The sequence below is a fragment of the Cobetia sp. UCD-24C genome, from assembly GCF_001306765.1.
GTDB lineage: Bacteria > Pseudomonadota > Gammaproteobacteria > Pseudomonadales > Halomonadaceae > Cobetia > Cobetia amphilecti.
On sequence record NZ_LJTD01000004.1, the window covers coordinates 430,386 to 448,966 of the forward strand.

The 18,581-nt window shown below is 61.3% G+C and carries 17 protein-coding genes; 8 read left to right on the forward strand and 9 right to left on the reverse strand.

The window, feature by feature from the left end:
• Positions 1-39: 39 nt before the first annotated feature.
• The 3 genes from AOG28_RS08265 to AOG28_RS08275 all read left to right on the forward strand — a co-directional run bounded on the left by AOG28_RS08265 (position 40) and on the right by AOG28_RS08275 (position 4,644).
• Positions 40-2,190, forward strand: a complete 2,151-nt coding sequence (locus AOG28_RS08265; protein ID WP_235506993.1) for a TonB-dependent siderophore receptor — start codon at positions 40-42, stop codon at positions 2,188-2,190.
• Positions 2,191-2,681: 491 nt separating this feature from the next.
• Complete coding sequence (locus AOG28_RS08270; protein ID WP_054556023.1) at positions 2,682-3,575, forward strand: LysR family transcriptional regulator; 894 nt, start codon at positions 2,682-2,684, stop codon at positions 3,573-3,575.
• 367 nt (positions 3,576-3,942) lie between these two features.
• Positions 3,943-4,644 (forward strand): HD-GYP domain-containing protein, encoded by a 702-nt coding sequence (locus AOG28_RS08275; protein WP_054556024.1) that lies wholly within the window; start codon positions 3,943-3,945, stop codon positions 4,642-4,644.
• Positions 4,645-4,751: 107 nt separating this feature from the next.
• On the opposite strand, the gene AOG28_RS08280 is transcribed toward AOG28_RS08275, so the two are convergent.
• Together AOG28_RS08280 and putP are read right to left on the reverse strand one after the other, a co-directional pair.
• Positions 4,752-5,621, reverse strand: a complete 870-nt coding sequence (locus AOG28_RS08280; RefSeq protein WP_054556025.1) for an urea carboxylase-associated family protein — start codon at positions 5,619-5,621, stop codon at positions 4,752-4,754.
• A 163-nt stretch (positions 5,622-5,784) separates the two neighbouring features.
• Entirely contained in the window at positions 5,785-7,269 is a 1,485-nt protein-coding gene (gene putP, locus AOG28_RS08285) for a sodium/proline symporter PutP (RefSeq protein ID WP_054556026.1), read from the reverse strand.
• A 329-nt stretch (positions 7,270-7,598) separates the two neighbouring features.
• Between putP and AOG28_RS08290 the strand changes: the two genes are divergently transcribed.
• Positions 7,599-8,531 (forward strand): LysR substrate-binding domain-containing protein, encoded by a 933-nt coding sequence (locus AOG28_RS08290; protein ID WP_054556027.1) that lies wholly within the window; start codon positions 7,599-7,601, stop codon positions 8,529-8,531.
• 134 nt (positions 8,532-8,665) lie between these two features.
• On the opposite strand, the gene AOG28_RS08295 is transcribed toward AOG28_RS08290, so the two are convergent.
• The 5 genes from AOG28_RS08295 to AOG28_RS08315 all read right to left on the reverse strand — a co-directional run bounded on the left by AOG28_RS08295 (position 8,666) and on the right by AOG28_RS08315 (position 12,744).
• A complete protein-coding gene (locus AOG28_RS08295; protein ID WP_054556028.1) occupies positions 8,666-9,979 on the reverse strand; it encodes an arsenic transporter in 1,314 nt (437 codons plus the stop codon).
• Between the two features lie 61 nt (positions 9,980-10,040).
• Positions 10,041-10,763 (reverse strand): arsenical resistance protein ArsH, encoded by a 723-nt coding sequence (gene arsH / locus AOG28_RS08300; protein ID WP_442854952.1) that lies wholly within the window; start codon positions 10,761-10,763, stop codon positions 10,041-10,043.
• Between the two features lie 78 nt (positions 10,764-10,841).
• Positions 10,842-11,273 (reverse strand): arsenate reductase (glutaredoxin), encoded by a 432-nt coding sequence (gene arsC, locus AOG28_RS08305; protein WP_054556029.1) that lies wholly within the window; start codon positions 11,271-11,273, stop codon positions 10,842-10,844.
• Positions 11,266-11,670, reverse strand: a complete 405-nt coding sequence (locus AOG28_RS08310) for an ArsR/SmtB family transcription factor (protein WP_054556030.1) — start codon at positions 11,668-11,670, stop codon at positions 11,266-11,268. The genes arsC and AOG28_RS08310 overlap by 8 nt, the downstream gene beginning before the upstream one ends.
• Before the next feature lie 159 nt (positions 11,671-11,829).
• Complete coding sequence (locus tag AOG28_RS08315; RefSeq protein WP_043332762.1) at positions 11,830-12,744, reverse strand: LysR substrate-binding domain-containing protein; 915 nt, start codon at positions 12,742-12,744, stop codon at positions 11,830-11,832.
• A 201-nt stretch (positions 12,745-12,945) separates the two neighbouring features.
• Between AOG28_RS08315 and AOG28_RS08320 the strand changes: the two genes are divergently transcribed.
• The 4 genes from AOG28_RS08320 (at position 12,946) to AOG28_RS08335 (ending at position 17,726) form a co-directional block, all read left to right on the forward strand.
• Entirely contained in the window at positions 12,946-14,202 is a 1,257-nt protein-coding gene (locus AOG28_RS08320; RefSeq protein WP_054556031.1) for a M24 family metallopeptidase, read from the forward strand.
• 279 nt (positions 14,203-14,481) lie between these two features.
• Positions 14,482-16,113 (forward strand): BCCT family transporter, encoded by a 1,632-nt coding sequence (locus AOG28_RS08325; RefSeq protein WP_054556032.1) that lies wholly within the window; start codon positions 14,482-14,484, stop codon positions 16,111-16,113.
• An 83-nt stretch (positions 16,114-16,196) separates the two neighbouring features.
• A complete protein-coding gene (locus AOG28_RS08330; protein ID WP_054556033.1) occupies positions 16,197-16,580 on the forward strand; it encodes a hypothetical protein in 384 nt (127 codons plus the stop codon).
• A gap of 60 nt (positions 16,581-16,640) precedes the next feature.
• Positions 16,641-17,726, forward strand: a complete 1,086-nt coding sequence (locus AOG28_RS08335; RefSeq protein WP_054556034.1) for an NAD-dependent epimerase/dehydratase family protein — start codon at positions 16,641-16,643, stop codon at positions 17,724-17,726.
• A 9-nt stretch (positions 17,727-17,735) separates the two neighbouring features.
• Here the strand turns inward: AOG28_RS08335 and AOG28_RS18185 are convergent, their stop codons facing one another.
• Both AOG28_RS18185 and AOG28_RS08340 read right to left on the reverse strand, forming a co-directional pair.
• On the reverse strand, positions 17,736-18,152 hold the full coding sequence (locus AOG28_RS18185) for a hypothetical protein (protein ID WP_152965372.1): 417 nt from the start codon (positions 18,150-18,152) through the stop codon (positions 17,736-17,738).
• A 115-nt stretch (positions 18,153-18,267) separates the two neighbouring features.
• Complete coding sequence (locus AOG28_RS08340) at positions 18,268-18,480, reverse strand: DUF3820 family protein (protein WP_054556035.1); 213 nt, start codon at positions 18,478-18,480, stop codon at positions 18,268-18,270.
• Between the last annotated feature and the right edge of the window lie 101 nt (positions 18,481-18,581).

Consider the following 18,581-nt stretch of genomic DNA (forward strand, 5'->3'; position numbering starts at 1 on the left):
CAGCAGGACGCTGTCGCATCGCGTACAAAGGGTTTTCAGGTGCCAAATCATTCTCGGGATAGCGCTGCAAGCACGAACAAGGGACATTTCTCCTGCCTGATCTTCAGCCTGATGGCATTGCCGGCCACTTCGCTGGCGGCAGAGGGCGCCACCTCAAGCGAGTCGCCAGTCGCGAATTCGGTGATCGTGGTAACCGGAGAGCGTGAAGGCGAAGTGGCGCCGGGCAGCTATCGCGCCGAGGCCTCGAGCCTGGCCAACAAGCAATCGGTGGACTTCCTCGAGCAGGCGCGCACCATCAATGTCGTGACCCAGCAGGTCATGCATGATTTCAATCTGGATGATCTGGAAGAGGCGCTGCAGCCGGTCGCGGGTATCCAGCTGGGCAACACCCTGGGGGGCACCGAAGACGGCTTCGTCAAGCGAGGCTTCGGCAGCAACAGTGATGGCTCGATGCTGATCGATGGCATCCGTCAGCCGCGCCGTACCTACACCACGGCGACCGTGGACCGCGTCGAGGTGCTCAAGGGGCCGTCATCGCTCTTTCAGGGCCAGCAGAACCCCGGCGGCGTGATCAACATGGTCACCAAGCGTCCGCAGTACGAGACGCATACCGAGATCAGTGGCGAGGTCAGCTCCTTCGGCGGTGGCAATACCACCCTGGACACCACCGGCCCCATCGAGGATACCGGCCTGGCCTATCGCTTCATCCTCTCGCATGAAGATGAAGACTCCTGGCGCGAGTACGGCAATGACCGTCGCACCACCATCGCCCCGTCACTGCGTTGGGAAGGCGAGCACAGTAGTGCCCAGATCAGCTACGAGTACCAGGATTACGAGCTGGATATCGACCGTGGCACCGTCTTCTACAACGGCAGCGCCGCCAACGTCACGCGTGGCACGCGTTTCGATGAAACCTGGAACCGCGTCTATGGCCATGACGAGTCCGTCAATGCCTGGTGGAAGCAGGAAGTCACCGACAACTGGGACATGAAGCTGACCTACGGCTGGACGCGTCGCCAGTACAGCGATGCACGCGCCAATGTCACCGACGTCAGCGACAGCGGCGATGTGACCGTGCGCGCCGAAGAGAACCAGGGCTATGATCGCAGCGAGCACTACACGGCGCTGGACGCCATGGGCGATGTCGAGATCGCGGGCCAGCGTCACCGGCTGGTCATCGGGGCGGACTACGAGACCACTCGCGACTATCTGGATGAGCGCTATTTCGGCGATTCCGTCACGGTTTCCACCGTCACCAACGTGAACCACGGCCAGCTGGCCCAGGTGACCTCCGACGACATCAATACCTCGCGCAGCAATCGTCTCGACGAGACCCAGGCCATCGGGGTCTATGTCAGCGACCGCTGGTATCTGACCGACAAGTGGATTCTGGGCCTTGGCGGGCGCTACACCTGGTTCGATCAGCAGAGCGGGCAGGGCGAGGACTTCGTGTCTGAGCCCGATTACAGCGACGACCTGTTCCTGCCCTCCGCGAATCTGCTCTATCGCATCGACGATGCCAGCTCCGCCTACATCAGCTACAGCGAATCCTTCGTGCCGAACGGCAGCGACAGTGACAGCGGCGAGAGCCTCGACCCCGAGCTCGGCAAGGGCTACGAGATCGGCTACAAGCGTCAGTGGAATCCGCGTCTGGCGACCTCCGTGGCGCTCTACCAGATCCGCAAGGAAAACGTCGCAGTCACTGACAATGGTGTGACTCGCACCATCGGTGAAGCCGGCTCGCAAGGCCTGGAATTCAGCCTCGAAGGGGCCCTGACGGACCGCACTTCCTTGCTGTTCAGCTACGCCTACACCGATACCGAAGTGCTGGAGGATACCGAAGGCACCGAGGGCAATCGTCTGCCGAATGCGGCGCTCAATGCGGCCAGCCTCTATCTGGCACATGACCTGGCGATCGATCCGTCCTACGGCGAGTGGCGTGTCGGCGGTGGCGTGCGCTATGTCGGTGAGCGTGAAGGCGATGACGACAACAGCTTCTCGATGGACGCCTACACCGTGGCAGATGCCTTCGTCGGCTGGCGTCATGACTTCTTCGGCCCGGACACCGAATTCAAGCTGAATGCGAAGAACCTGTTCGATACTGGCTACTACTACGGCAGCGGCGGCGATACCCGCGTGCTGGTGGGTGACCCGATGGAAATCACCCTGTCAGCCAGCGTCGGCTGGTAATGCGGCCCCCTCTGGCAGGCTGACTCGCCAGGGGTGGCTAGATGCCAGGATAGTCAAGGCATATAGACAGTCACGACATATAGACAGTCACGGCATCCAGACAGGCAAGACAGACGATATAAGCCAGTTTCGGAAGTCGGGTGATCTGGTGACCTGATCATAGACTGGTGATCTGGTAATAGACTGGTGATCTAGAAATAGACTGGTGATCTAGAAATAAAAAGGGGCGCTCATCAGCGCCCCTTTTTGTATGCGTTATCTAACGCCAAGGATCTTCACGCGCCATTTGTCGTCTTGAAGACCTTGTGACAGAAGACGTCGATGCGGCTGGTAGACTGCTGGCATGATGCTCCGTGACTGACTGTCTTCGATCGCATGTCTTCGATCGTATGTCTTCAATTACGTGTCTTCGGTCGAGTATCTTCGATTGAGTGTCTTGGCGTGCCTGCCTCTGTGTTCCCTCTCGACATCCAACCTGCCTGGAGAGCCCCATGCTCGAATCGCTTCCTCTGGCCGATATTCGTGCCTTCGTCATGACGGCGGATCATGGCAGCTTCACCCGCGCCGCCGAGCAGTTGGGCGTGTCGCGGTCGCAGGTCTCCAAACAGGTGACTGCGCTTGAACAGGCACTGGGCGTGTCGCTGATGCAGCGCTCGACACGCTCGTTGCGACTCACCGAGAGCGGCCATCTGCTGCATGCCCAGTGTCGCAGTGCGTTGGGTGACATCACCCAGATCGTGACGCTGGTGCGTGAGGAGCGCAACGCCATGCGTGGGAGGCTGCGCATCAATAGCGTCGGCGGGCCGATAGGCGAGCGGCTGCTGGCACCCGCTGTGCATGCCTTCATGCAGACCTGGCCGCAAGTGCAGGTGGAGCTGGATTTCAGCAGTCATCGCGTGAACCTGATTCGTGATGATTTCGATATCGCGCTGCGCATGGGCGCCCTCGAGGATGCCGACTTCATCGCGCGTCCGTTGATGACATTGCCCTACGTGGTGGTGGCCAGCCCCGACTATCTCGCTCGCCATGGCGCGCCAGACACGCCCGGCGAGCTGGTGGATCACCGCTGCCTGGTCGGCTCGGTCTCGCGCTGGTCCTTCACCGCACGCGGCGCAGAGCCTCGCGAGTTGCAGGTGGACGTGGGTGGCCAGCTTGAGTGCCGCAACGGGCATGTGCTGGTCAGTGGTGCCATCGCCGGCAATGGCATCATTCGCGTGCCCAGGCTCTACTGTGAATCAGCCATCGCGAGAGGAGAGCTGCAGGAGTTGCTGAGTGACTGGCAGCCGGCGGATGTGCCGTTGTCATTGATCTATCATCGTGAGCGCCATCGTCCGCTGCGCACGGTGCGCTTGATCGAGCATCTGCTGGAATGGTTCGCGAGATGATATGTGCGCGTCTCTGAGCGCGGTATGCGTCATTGCTGCAATACGAATAAGGTAAAGATTTGATGAAGGAAACATTGAGACACGTCATTATTATCGCCTAATATTCACCAGGTACTTTTTATCGCGTGCTTTCTATCAAGCCCTTTTTAGCAAGTCCTTTTTAGCAGGTGCAGGGTCTTGGAAGAGCTGGTCTTCGAAGCGGATATGAAGGCCCGAGCTTGCGAGACGGATGTGAAACACAAATCTAAAAAACGAACGACAAATAGGCGTTCGTCATTCCGGGCTGATGCGATCCTATCTGGTGCATCGATCATGCGCCCCCTGATGACTCACGACCCTTGATAGGCAGATTGAACAGGGAGACCCCATGAAACATGCCCTGTGCGCGACGCGATTCGCGCCCGCCGGTGATGCCCCCTTGCCGGATTACCTCTTCAAGCCGCCCCCCGGGGCGAAGACGCTCGAACCCGGAGTTCTGGCCTTGGCGCGCCTCCTTCATCGTCATCATGGCGATACCCTGGCGCATTCCTGGCGGGTGGCGGGGCTGACGGTATTTCTCTACGCAAGGCTGTTGCCGTCCGGTCAGCGCAAGGTGCCACTGCATGACCTGCATAGTGCGGCCTTGCTGCATGATATCGGCAAGGTCGGCATCTCGACGGAGCTTCTGAATGCCCCGCGTGCGCTCAGTGATGAGGAGCGCGTCACGATGCGCGATCATGCCAGTCACGGCGGGCGCCTGCTGTTTACGCTGCGCGGCCCCCTGAGAGCGCTGGCTAGCCTGGTGGCGATCACCCACCACGAGGGCTGGAATGGCCAAGGGTATCCTGCCGGGTCCACCGGGGGTGCCTTGCCACTGCATTGTCAGGTAGCCGCGATGATGGATGTCTTCGATGCCCTGGCCTCGCCGCGCGCCTACAAGCCGGGCTGGTCCCTGAAGCGTTTGGTCGGATTGTTCAGCGAGGAATCCGGCAAGCAGTTTGATCCTCGCCTGATTGCCCGCATGGCGCCGCTCTGGACATCGCTGCACGCCGAACATCGCCGTTTGTATGAGCAGACAAGCCGAGGGTGAGGCGGCGATGTCCGTACATGAAAGGCAAAGCCCCCTGTCGAGAGTCTCGGCAGGGGGCTTTGTTACATCAGTACCCGCTAAAGGCGATCAGCGTGTCAAAAGTCGCATCAGCAGCAGCGCTCACGCTTGATGGCGGCCCAGTCGGTGGTGGGGTGCTGGCGGCCGTGGTTACCAGCGTAAGCCGCGACCTTGGGCGACTCCCAGCCCGCGAGCACGTCGCCTTCCAGTCGATAGATCTCGACACCGAGCGGGTTACAGGTCTCGAGCGGGTCACGCGCATCAGGGCCCCACAGGTCCACTGACAGATCGCCACCCGGGCAGCAGGACATCGCGCACAGCAGGTCCGTCTCGGCGAAGAACTCCAGGTAATCGCCCTTGCGTGCCGGGCAGGCCTTCATGAAGTACTTGTCTTCATTGTTGAGGCCGGTGCACTGGAAGATGTTGAGCACATCGTGGATATCGAATTCGGTCAGGCCCCAGGGCTCCACTGCGCGCACCAGATTGGAATGGCAGTGGTGATCGAAGTCCTCGCCGGTCAGCAGGCGATTGACGTAGGGGTCGCAGCGCGTGCCCAGCAGGTCATGCACGCGACCGCCTTCTGCATCGACGCCATAGTCGGCGAGGGTGTCATCGATGATGGTCGCCATCGGGCGCAGGTAGGGCAGTGTGGACCACAGGCGATCATAGGTGCTGACATGCGCGCGCTGCAGCTGGCGGGTGCGAGACGCCCACATGCGCTCACGCGGGTTGTGCAGATTCCACATGTTGAAATCGCCGACCTGTGAACCCTCGGTGATCTTGATGCGCAGCACGTGGCCCGCCGGCACTTCCCACGCCAGGCCATCGCGCAGCGGCACGGTATGGGTCGCGACCAGGGTGCGCTCAGCCTTGCCTTCGGTGAGGCTGTCGTAGAAGTCGCGATCGACGTCCAGAATCGAACCTTTGCTGGCTTGATAGGCGGCAGGTACATCACTCATGACAGGACTCCTCGTGAGTCGAAATTGGATCTGATGACCAGGCCGGACTGCCTGGAATTCGCTGCCCGGCTGGGGACTTTCGTGCACTGCCGGCACGTGTGATGGCCGGCAGTGGCGGTATCTGCAGGGCGCAGGGGGAGGTTCTTGGTCCCCCTGCGCGGGGTCATGCCTGTTCGCGGCGCCAGTGCTTCATCAGGCGGTCGAAGCAGGCGCTGGCGGCAGGTTCTGCGTTCATGCGGCTGACGAGGACGACGGCGATCAGGGCGAACAGGAAGCCGGGCACGACCTCGAACATGTCGAATATCTCCAGCGGGCCGCCGCTCAGCGACTTCCAGATCGCGACGGTGAGGGCACCGACCAGCAGGCCGGCGATGGCGCCGTTGCGGGTCATGCCACGCCAGAACAGTGACAGCAGGATGACGGGACCGAAGGCGGCGCCGAAGCCACCCCAGGCGTAGGACACCAGGCCGAGGATGCTACTGTCACGCTCGCTGCCCATCACGGTGGCGAGCAGTGCGATGCCGATCACGCTGGCACGGCTCAGCCAGACCAGCTCCTTCTGCGTCGCCTGGGGGCGAATCAGGCCACGGTAGATGTCTTCGGCGATGGCGCTGGAGCAGACCAGCAGCTGGGAATCGACGGTACTCATGATCGCGGCCAGAACGCCGGCCAGAATGAAGCCTGCCACCCAGGGGTTGAGCATGATCTGGCTCAGGGAGATGAAGACACGCTCGCTGTCCGTGAGACCGCCACCCAGCTCACCGCCGAACCAGTAGTAACCCAGCACGCCCACTGATACCGCAGCCGCCATGGTGATGGCGGACCACAGCAGGGCGATACGCCGCGACACCTTGATATCTTCACGCTTGCGCACGGCCATGAAACGCACCACGACGTGTGGCTGGCCACAGTAGCCGATCGCCCAGCCGGCCAGCGACAGCATGCCCAGGAAGGTCACGCCTTCCATCAGGCCACCGATGGGGGCGACATCCTGCGCCGCTGCCGGGGCGGCTGCGCCATCGCCGAACAGCGCCACTGCCGTCATGGCAGCCACCGCACACAGCGAGGCGGCCATCATCAGGCCCTGGATGAGGTCGGTCCATGAGGCGGCGAGGAAGCCACCGAGGAAGGTATAGCCGACGATGACCAGCGCGCCCAACCACAGTGCGACGCGGTAATCGATGTCGAAGAGACCTTCGAACAGCACGGCACCACCGACCAGACCCGCCGAGACATAGAAGGTGAAGAACACCAGCATGACCACGGAAGACAGGGTACGCAGCACGCGTGAGCGGTCTTCGAAACGCGCTTCCAGATAATCCGGCACCGTCAGCGCATTGCCGGCCGCTTCGGTGAACACGCGCAGTCGCTCGGCGACCAGGGTCCAGTTCAGGTAGACGCCGACCAGGGTCCAGACCGCGATCCAGGCTTGCGAGAGGCCACCACTGAAGATGGCGCCGGGCAGGCCCATCAGGGCCCAGCCGCTGAGATCGGAGGCGCCGGCACTCAAGGCCGCGACGCTTGGCGGCAAGCCGCGTCCCCCGAGTATGTAATCCGACAGATTGTGGGTGATGCGATAGAAGTAGATGCCGATGCCCAGCATCAGCAGCAGATAGAGCCCGAACGACAGCAGGACAGGTAAGTTCATCCTAGGAGACCTCATGGTGACGCCGAGGCGTCTTGTTATTGTTCACCAGTGGTGTCGTGTTGCAGCAGGCTTGCGCGGAACAAGCAGCGGGGAGCTGGCAATATCACTGACACCTTCACCTTAGCCATGAGGTGGGTTGCAGAAAAATGACCATTTTTCGTTTAATATATGACTCAATATCATGGGTTGCCGTCACATGCTGGTTGACGCCTTTCTTCCATCAGGGCGCTGCTCGCAAGCACTCATCAAAGCACTCAGCCCAGCGCTTGACACAGGCACTCGGCACCCGGTTTCTGGCTCCCGGCCAGGCCAGTCATCAAGGACACCCCATGCGACCCAGTCTGTCATCGCTCAATGCCTTCGAGGTCGTGTCACGCCTGGGGAGCATCACCGCGGCTGCGGATGAGCTCAACATCACCCAGTCGGCGGTGAGTCACCAGATACGCCGCCTGGAGGCCACGCTGGAGGTCAGTCTGCTGGAGCGGGCCGGACGCGGCGTGGTGCTGTCACACGCCGGGCGCCGACTGGCCGATGGCCTGCAGGCCGGCTTTGCCAGAATCGAGCAGTCGGTGGCCGAATTCGAGGTCGACCCACAAGGCGTGCACCAGCGGCGTCAGCTGCGCGTCAGCTGTCTTCCCTCGGTAGCGGTGCGCTGGCTGATTCCGCGGCTCAACAGCTTTCGCGAACAATGCCCCGATATCGCGGTCAGCCTGCAATATGCCGGCATCAGTGCGCGTGGGCTGCTGCCGGAGGTCGATGTGATGATCACCTGGCAGGACGAACTCCCGGACAAGGCATCACAGGCGTTCCGCCTGTTCTCGGGAGCCACCCAGCCGGTGGCCAGTCCGCTGTATCTTGAGCATCACCGCCGCCCGACCCAGCCGGCAGACCTGCTCAAGCTCGAGCTGATCCATGATCAATCGCGCCAGCCCTGGCATGACTGGTTCAACAACTGCGGGCTGTATCCCTCCCAGCTGGACAAGGGCGATCTCTATCAGGACTTCAGTCTGCTGAGTGCTGCGGTGGTCGCGGGGCAGGGGGTCGCGCTGTGTCCGCCGCGCCTGATCCGCAAGGAGCTGGAAGATGGAACCCTGGAATGTTTGTTCGAGATGGCCGCCAATCGCCAGCGCGCTTACTGGCTATTCCATCATCCGCAGCCTGCCAGGCACGTGCAGCAGTTCTGTGACTGGATGCGTGAGCAGATCGCCGCTGAGGGTGAAGCGGCCGACAGTGGAGTCATCGTCAGCCGCCCCCAGCCCTGACGGCGGACATCTCTATCACGGACAATGACGCACACAACGCAAAAGCCCCGCCGGGATTCGGCGGGGCTTTCTTGTGCAAGTGCTCATGTCATGACGGCCTGAGCCATGGCCCTTGGCCACGAGATGGCGGCCTCTCAGCCGTTGAGCACGCCCAGCCAGGCCCACAGGCCGAGCAGGGTGGCGATCAGCACCGGCGGCGTCAGCACCAGGCCGACCTTCATGTACTGCCCCCAGCTGATGTGATGGCCTTTCTGATCGAGCACATGCAGCCACAGCAGTGTGGCGAGACTGCCGATCGGGGTGAACTTGGGCCCCAGATCATTGCCGATCACGTTGGCATAGACCATCAGCTCACGCGTCGCGTCATTGACCTGCTGCGCGGTGAGGTGGTCGATGGCCAGCGCGCCGATCAGCGTGGCCGGCATGTTGTTCATCACCGAGGCGGTGACGGCGGCCAGCACGCCGGTGCCGAGGGTGGCGACCAGCTCGCCCTGGCTCGCAAGCCAGGCGAGGATGTCGCTGGCGTGATCGGTCAGGCCGGCATTGCCCAGCCCGTAGACCACCAGATACATGCCCACCGAGAACAGCACGATCTGCCACGGCGCGCCGCGCAGTACCGGGCCGAGTTCGATCACGGCATCACCGCTGCCCAGCCAGCGCCCGGCGATGGCCAGCAGAATCAGCGCGGCGCTGCCGGTGACGACGGCGAGCGGAATGCCCAGCGGCGCGGTCACGAAGTAGGACACCAGCAGCACCCCCAGCAGCGGGAAGGCTGCGCGGAATACCTGGCGGTCCTTGATGGCGCTCGACGGTGCCTCGAGCTTCTCCAGCGCGTAGTGCGAGGGCAGCTCCTTGCGGAACATCAGCCTCAGCACGATCAGCGTGGCGGCCAGCGCGATCAGATCGACCGGCACCATCACGGCGGCGTAATGCGTGAAGGAGATGTCGAAGTAGTTGGCACTGACGATGTTGACCAGATTCGAGATCACCAGCGGCAGGCTGGTGGAGTCGGCCACGAAGCCGGTGGCGATGATGAAGGCCAGCGAGGCCGCCGCCGAGAATTCCAGACGCACCAGAATCGCGATCACGATCGGCGTCAGCAGCAGGGCGGCGCCATCATTGGCGAAGAAGGCCGCGATCACCGCGCCCAGCAGCACGATGAGCGGGAACAGCTTGCGTCCATTGCCGCCGCCCCAGCGCGCGACATGCAGCGCGGCCCAGCTGAAGAAGCCCGCCTCATCGAGGATCAGCGAGATGATGATCAGCGCCACGAAGGTGAAGGTGGCGTCCCAGACGATATCCCAGACCACCAGCACATCCGGCAGATTGACCACGCCGCAGGCCAGCGCGACCACGGCGCCGCCGAGGGCGCTGGTGCCGATGCCCAGCCCGCGTGGCTGCCAGATCACCAGTGCCAGCGTGATGGCGAAGATTGCCAAGGCAAGCATGACGTCTCCTTGTCGAGGGTGAAGAGTAAGTGAGAAGCCGCGTGCGCGACCGCGGATTGCGTCAGATCGTGCTCTGATTGACGCGACGGGAGACCTCTTCGGCGCTCTCGACACGCTCCGAGTAGCGCTCGATCAGATAGGCGCTGCGGTCGCGGTTCATCCAGGTGAACTTCATCAGCTCTTCACAGACATCGACGATGCGCAGATACAGAGGCGACAGGCGCATGCGGCCATGCTCGTCGAATTCATTGAAGGCCTTGGGCACGGATGACTGGTTGGGGATGGTCAGCATGCGCATCCAGCGGCCCAGAATGCGCAGCTGGTTGACGCTGTTGAAGCTCTGGCTACCACCACTGACCTGCAGGATGGCCAGCGTCTTTCCCTGGGTGGGGCGCACGCCGCCCAGTGACAGGGGAATCCAGTCGATCTGCGCCTTCATGATCGAGGTCATCGCGCCGTGGCGCTCCGGGCTCGCCCACAGCATGCCCTCGGACCACTGGGCCAGCTCGCGCAGCTCCTGCACCTTGGGGTGATCGGCCTCGCAGTCATCCGGCAGCGGCAGGCCGGCCGGCGAGTAAAGGCGCACCTCGGCACCGAAGGCACGCAGCAGGCGCGCCGCTTCCTCGGCGGCGAAGCGCGAGAAGGAACGCTCACGCAGGGAGCCGTACAGCACCAGAATGCGCGGCGCGTGACGCGGGGCATCCGGCCCGACCAGGCGATCGATCTCCAGCGGTCGCCAGTGTTCGGCATCGATATTGGGCAGGTCGGCGAGTGCCGCTTTCATCTCATCGGTCATGAGTTCATTGGTCATGGTGTCGCCTGTCGGCAGGTGCGACGCGTCGGGAGTGTGTGCGTTCATGATTCAGGTCCTGGGGGCGTGGACGACGTCGCCGTCTTCCTTGGTGTATTGCGCGACCGGGTTGTCCAGCAGCTCCAGTACCGCCTCCGACGGGCGGCATAGGCGCGTGGCCTGCGGCGTGACCACGATGGGGCGATTGATCAGGATCGGGTGGGCCATCATGGCGTCGATCAACGCCGCATCGCTCAAGGCCGGGTCATCCAGATTGAGCTCGTCATAGGGCGTGCCCTTGCGGCGCAGCAGCGGGCGCGGGCCGCCCCCCATGGCGGCAATCAGTGATTCCAGCGTCTCGCGCGTCGGCGGGGTGACCAGATACTCGATCACCTCCGGTGTCTCGCCGGAGGCCTTGAGCATGGCCAGCACATTGCGGGACGTACCGCAGGCCGGGTTGTGATACATCGTGATCTTGCCGGAAGAACGGACGGAATCAGTCATCGCTGCCAGGCTCCTGAGAAGCACAGGGGGTAGAAGAGGCGCTGCAGTCGGGCACGGTGAGCGAGGCCAGCAGTGGGTCGCAGACCACCGAGGAGCCCGCGCAGCAGTCACGTACCAGAAACTGCACGGTGGCGAGCATGTGCTCGAGGTTGGCGCGGTAGATCAGCGAGCGGCCTTCGCGCTGGGAGTGGATCAGCCCCGCGCGGCTCAATACGCCCAGATGGGTCGAGAGCGTGTTGTGCGGCACCTCGAGACGCCGTGCGATCTCGCCGGCAGGCAGGCCTTGTGGCTCATGGCGGACCAGCAGTCGAAACGTGTCCAGACGCGTGGCCTGGGACAGCGCCGCGAAGGTGTCCAGCGTGGCCTGCGGGTCGGGCAGGCTGTCGGAGTCATTCATTTAATCTGTCCATATGTCGAGACTTGTCGAAATGACGATGATGCGATGATAGATCAGCGTGCCGCGGATGGGAAGTCTGCTCTCTGCTCTCGGTCATCAGCGCTCGATCTTCAGCCCTCCGTCTTGGGCTGACAGCCATCAGTATTCGTGCTGGCCATCTCAGACCTGCTCATGCAGCCAGCTGGCCAACGCTGCCTGGCGCGGGTTCTGGCTCTCGAGACGCGCCGCGAGCCAGTAATCACAGCCGGAGGAATACTCCAGCGTCCCCAGCCGCACCAGCTGTCCCCGTGCCACCAATGCACTGACTTGCTGATGACTGCCCAGCGCGACACCTTGCCCGGCCAATGCGGCATCCAGCACCAGGTGGTAGCTGGTGAATTGACGTTGCACATTGAGCGCCAGCCCCGGCTTGCCCATGCCACTGAACCAGCGTGGCCAGTTGATCCAGTTGGGTTCGAGGCGCTCGTAGTCGAGCAGTGGCAGAGCCGCCAGCAGAGGTAGCTCCCGACAGTCGCGGGCACCTTGTGGTAGCTCGGCGATGAAGTCGGGTGACGCCACCGGATAGAGCGTCTCGGTGAACAGAGGGGTCAATTGCCAGTCCGGATGCGGCGCCATGTCATAGCAGATGGCGAGATCCACATCCTCGGTGAGGATGTCGCGATGATGATCTGCGGTGATCAGGCGCAGGCCACTGGCAAGCGTCGGCTGGGTGGCGCGAAGTCGATTCAACATCGGCCCCAGCCATAGGTGTGAGATGGCGCTGTTGGCGGCCAGTGTCAGGCGGGCATTGGGAGAAGGGCGGCTGACGCTTTCCAGCGCGTCGATCATGAAATCGAAACTGGTCGCCAGGCGCTGGCTCAACTGCTGTCCTGCTGCGGTCAGGGAGACGCGTCTGCCATGGCGATGAAACAGCTTGGTATCGATGTGATGCTCAAGGATGGCGATCTGACGGCTGACGGCAGCCTGGGTGATATGCAATTCGCTGGCGGCACGCGTGAAGTTGGCGTGACGCGCGGCTGCCTCGAAGGTCAGCAGGCTGTTGAGAGGCGGAAGGCGATGACGAAAGCTCTTCATGCAGGGCTCCGAGACGAGGAGGGTAACGTTGGCTGATAGGTCAATGCCTGATGACTTAAAGTTATCAAGGTTGATCAGGATTGAGGCTATACACAGCCGGAATCATCAGGTTCACACTGATGTCATCGTGATGCATAGGGTATTCCGTAGATGACCACGGGCTATCAGCATGACACTCCGTGACCTGACTGGGTAGCAAACATGAATGAACTTGATTGGCATGCCGACCGTAGTGACCTTCACCCGCTGGAGCTTCAGGACAATGCCCCTGAAAGTGAAGGCATCGACCTGGTGGCCGTGCGTCGTTATCGACAGAATCGCCTGCGCGAAGAGATGAGCACCCAGGGCGTTGATGCCTTGATCATTTCGGACCCGGTCAACATCCGCTACGCCAGCGGCGCACGCAACATGCAGGTCTTCAGCGCTCGCAATACTCCGGCGCGTTACCTGCTGCTGACCCAGCATCGCAGTGTGCTGTTCGAATTCACGGGCTGTGAGCATCTCGCCGATGGCCTGGAAACCATCGACGAAGTGCGCCCGGCCATGACTACCAGTTTCGTTGCGGCAGGTCACGATATCGCTGAGCGTGAACAGCAATGGGCGCGCGAGATGCTGGCGACCATTACCGAGCTGTGCGGTCTGAAAGCGGTGATCGGCATGGAGCGCATGAATGCCGGGACCGCCATCGCATTTGATCGTCTGGGCGCGCGCGTCGTCGATGCCCAGGCACCGCTTGAACGTGCACGTGCCATCAAGTCTGACGAAGAGCTCAAGTGTGTCGTAGCCTCGCTGCGTGCTACCGAGCGCGGCGTCGGACGTCTGCGTGAAGCGATTCGCCCCGGCATCACCGAGAACGAGCTGTGGTCGGTGCTGCATCAGTCCATCATCGCTGACAATGGCGACTACTGTGAGACTCGCCTGCTCAACTCAGGCCCGCGCACCTATCCCTGGTTCCAGGAAACCGCGACCAAGCGACTGGCCGCCAACGAGCTGGTGGCACTGGATACGGACGTCGTCGGCTGCCACGGCTATTACTCCGACTTCTCGCGCACCTTCCACGTCGGCCCTGACAAGCCGACCGAGACCCAGAAGCTGCTGTATCGCACCGCCCATGAGCAGGTACAGCACAATCTCGACATCCTGCGTCCCGGCATGAGCTTCCGTGAATATTCCGAGAAGGCCTGGAACATCCCCGAGCGTTTCCATGCCAATCGCTATTACCTCTCTGCCCATGGCTGTGGCATGACCGGCGAATATCCCTACCTGTATCACCATGCCGACTTTGCCGTCTCAGGCTACGACGGCGTGATCGAGCCGGGCATGGTGCTCTGCGTCGAGAGCTATATCGGCGACCCCGAAGCCGGGGAAGGCGTCAAGCTCGAGGAGCAGTGCGTGATGCGCGAAGACGGCCTCGAGATCCTGAGCAAGTTCCCGTTCGAGGAAGCCTTGTTGAACTGATGATTTCAGGATGGCGCTGCTGATCAAGCAGCGCCATGACACTTCTTGGCCCGCAGTCTGCCGTCCGCAATGACGTTGTTTTCATACTCCGGGGTGTTCGGTCGGGCAGCTGCCTGATCGCAATCTCCTGACGCGTTTCGTAGTGACACAGATGTAGAGACACAGATCACCATAATTCCAATAAATGATCGTGCCGCCATTGTCTGCTTCCTTCATGTACCAGTGCCTATGGCGCGTGAGGGACGGCTGGCTGCGCGCCTACTGACGTGAGGTAAAGACATGTCGTCCGATGTGAATGACAGCAGTATCACTATCACTTGCCAGAAAACGGGGTTGTACCGAGGACTCAACATTCCGGTGACACTGATCAGCAAACTGATCATCACTCTTCTCGTGGTATTTGCCGTGGCCCTCCCTGATCGGGCCGTAGCGCTGTTGACCACGATCAATCAGACTATGCTTGAGCACTTCAATCTCTATTACGTATATGCCGTCGCCTTCTATCTGGTGTTCTGCACGGTGCTGTGTGTGTCGCCGTTGGGGCGCAAGCGACTGGGGCGTGATGATGAAGTGCCTGAATTTTCGCGTTTTGCCTGGTTTTCGATGATGTTCGGCGCCGGGATGGGCATCGGGCTGCTGTTCTACTCCATCGGGGAACCTGTCTCGCACTTCAATTTCAATCCGGATATCGCGGCAGGCAAGGTGCAGGCGGGGTCCGAGCAGGCCATTGAAAGTGCCGTCAGCTATACCTTCCTGCACTGGGGGCTGCATGCCTGGGCAATCTATGCCTCTGTGGCGCTGGCGCTGGGATATTTCGCCTACCGTCGTGGCTTGCCGTTGACCATTCGCAGTACCTTGATGCCCATCTTCGGCAAGCGGTTGCTGGATGGCCCCCTGGGTCACGCCGTGGATATCATTGCCGTGGTCGCAACCACTTTGGGCGTGGCCACCACCATGGGCGCCGGTGTCAGTCAGCTGGTGGCAGGGCTGGATTTCGTGATGCCGGGCACTGAATTGCTGGACTCCGCCGGTATTCCACGCCCCTGGCCGTTGATCCTGACACTCGTCGTGATAATGGGGCTATCGACACTGTCCGCCGTGACCGGGGTGAAGCGCGGCGTCAACTGGCTCAGCCAGTTCAACATGCTTCTGTCCTTTGCCCTGCTGGCCGTCTTTATCTGGTTCGGCAGTCGTCTGTTTGCCAGTGAACTGCTGGTTTCCGCGACCTGGGATTATTTGAGAACCCTGCCTGAACGCAGCTTCCAAACCTGGCCGGTGACGAGTGCGTTAGGCCAGTGGCAGGTCGACTGGACCATTCTGCAGCGTGCCTGGTTCATTGCCTTTGCACCATTCGTCGGGCTCTTCCTTGCGCGTATTTCACGTGGTCGCACGATTCGTGAATTCGTGTTGGGGGCGGTCGTGGCTCCCAGTTTCATGTGCTTCGTATGGATCTGCTACATGGGTGGCAGCAGTCTGCACATGGAAACCAGCGGATTGGCGCAAGGCACGATTCTGGCAACCGTGCGCGATCATATCGCCACCGTGTTGTTCGTGACGCTGGATTACCTGGATACCGGCGCCTTGATCCCTGTCATTGTCGGCGGCACCTTGATCCTGATCATCACGTATCTGGTGACCAGTGCGGACTCGGGCGTGCTGGTGCTCAACGCCATCATGGCCGGGGGAGAGGAAACCAACGAGCGCCGTCACCGCATCATCTGGGGTGTGTTGCTTACACTGGTGGTGGGCTCATTGCTTCTGGCGGGTGGCCTGGCGGCGATTCAGAAGGCAATGCTCATCGCTTCTCTGCCGTTTTCGCTGCTGATGATTCTGATGTGCATTGCTACATTCATCTCGTTGTGGCGTGAGCCCAGCGACCTGCCAGCCGTGAACGAGGCTGAGCCAACCTGATGCCGGCGGCTTAAGTCAGGCATTTGCCCGACAGTATTGGTAGCATGTGCGCCATTGATTACCGGACAAGGGAAGATGGCACGATGATGATGGTATTGCAGATTCTGGGCGGCTTCGTGCTGACAGCAGGGGTACTGCTGGCGGCAGTGCCGGAGCTGGTCAACCGCTTCAAGGGGCCGAACGACACCCCGCAGACCGTACCGAAGGAGACCGGCGCGGCGATCTCGCGGCGCATTCGTTGGGGCTGGGTCATCGCGGTGGGGTATCTGCTGATGTATCCGCCGATTGGCATGGGTGTGTTGCCGGTGCTGGTGACGCTCGCGGTGGCAGGTATCGCCGGTATCATGACGGCCCGTCTGATGGGGCTGATGCTGGATGGCATCGAGATGCGCCATCTGTTCCGCTTTGCCGCCGAGTCGCTGATTCTGGGCGGCCTGTGGACCTGGTTCGTCAAGCTGTCTGCCTGACGCCATTGCCGCGCACGCTGTGCCGTCAGATCGCCAATTAATGCATTCCGGGAGACGTCCATGCCGCTCAATGCGTCTACGCAAGCCTTGTTGGCAGGGCTGGAGCGATCGCGCCCGGTACTGGTGACCGGCGCGACCGGCTATGTGGCGGGGCAGCTGATTCGTCGCTTGCTGGAAGAAGGCCTGACGGTGCATGCCGCCGTGCGCGATCCCGGCAATAGCGAACGTCTGGCGGCGCTCATGGCGCTGGGCGAGCGCTTGCCGGGGGAGCTACGTGTCTTCGCCAGTGATCTGCTCAAACAGGGTTCCTACGCTCAGGCGATGGCAGGCTGTGCGGTGGTCTTTCATACCGCTTCACCCTTCGTGGTCAGTGTCCTGGACCCTGAGCGCGACTTGGTGCGTCCGGCAGTAGAGGGCACGCGCAATGTGCTGGAAGAGGCCAATCGTCAGACCAGTGTCGAACGGGTGGTGCTGACCAGCAGCTGTGCCGCCATCTACAGCGACAATGCCGATGCGCTGGATACGCCGCGTGGCTGTTTCGACGAGAGTGTCTGGAACACCACGGCGTCGCTTGAGCATCAGGCCTATTCCCATTCCAAGACGCTGGCGGAACAGGTCGCCTGGCAGATCGCCGAGCGGCAGTCGCGCTGGCGGCTGGTGGTGATCAACCCCTCGCTGGTGCTCGGCCCCGCGATCAGCGATGACACGTGCGGCGAATCCTTCAGCCTGATGACGCAGCTATGTGATGGCACGCTCAGGATAGGCGCGCCGGATTACGGCATGGGCGTGGTGGATGTGCGGGATGTGGCCGAGGCGCATCTGGCGGCGGGATTTCTGCCCACGGCCAATGGGCGTCATCTGGTCGCCGGGCATTCCTCAAGCTTCATTGAGCTGGGGCGGGCCTTGCGCCGTCACGCCGGCCCGCAGTACGCGATTCCCACTCGCCAGCTGCCCAAATGGCTGGTGTGGCTGGCGGGTCCGCTGGCCAACAAGGCCGTGACCCGCAAGGTCGTCGCGCGCAACGTGGGCCACCCCTTCGTCTTCGATAATACCCGCAGTCGCGAGCAGCTGGGTCTGATCTACCGGCCCCTCGAGGCGACGCTGCACGACATGTTCGATCAACTGGAGGCCAGCGGCCGCTTGTAGTGATTTTGGTCAATACATTGTCGGGAAAAGCCCCAGTGTTCCGCTTGGGTCATACCCCATTCTATAGCGTATTGTTGTATTGGGAGTAATGGTGTCTTTCACTTCTTTTACTCCAGTCTCACAAAGCCCTTGATCCGCTGAAGCGCTGACGATATATGTACCCGGAGTAAGATCCAGCGAGACAGTTTCTGCAGGGTCAAGCTTGGCGGTTAGAACTCCATTGATTTTTACAATGATCCCGCAAGCGCTGCCTAACAGCCCACTATCACGGGTCAGAGTCAATGTCCCATGCTCCTCCTGTAAAGGTTGATTGTGTGCATAGATTCGTTCAGGAGGGACGGGGTCGGCATCTAATGATGAAATTGGCGTAGTAGAGCAACCTGTAATGGTAAGCATGAGTACAGTTGTTATTAGTGTGCGTGTCATGATTGCCTCAGAAATGGTGGGCATGAAGTTAGGAGCATGCAAAGACCATCATATATTTTGGTTGCTCGCAGGTATATTTAAATCAACTTAATCGACAGCATAATTCTCTTTGGCTTTAGCGTTTTCTCAACGGCTCCAGCAGCGCATTCAACCCGTTGTGATCAATCTCGTGCATCAGCGCGAGCAGGCGACCGATCTCGCCCTGCGGAAACCCCTTGCGCGCAAACCAGCCCAGATAATCCCCGGGCAGGTCGGCAATCAGGCGTCCGGCATATTTGCCATAGGGCATCTGGCGGTTCGTCAGTTTCTGCAGGTCTTCAGGGCTCATCCTTTGACTCTCATTCGGTTGCGGTAGGGGGGTGCTCTCAGTTGGCGGTGCCATTCTGGCATAGCTGAGTTGCGGTGGTTGGGTTTTGCCACACTATCGCC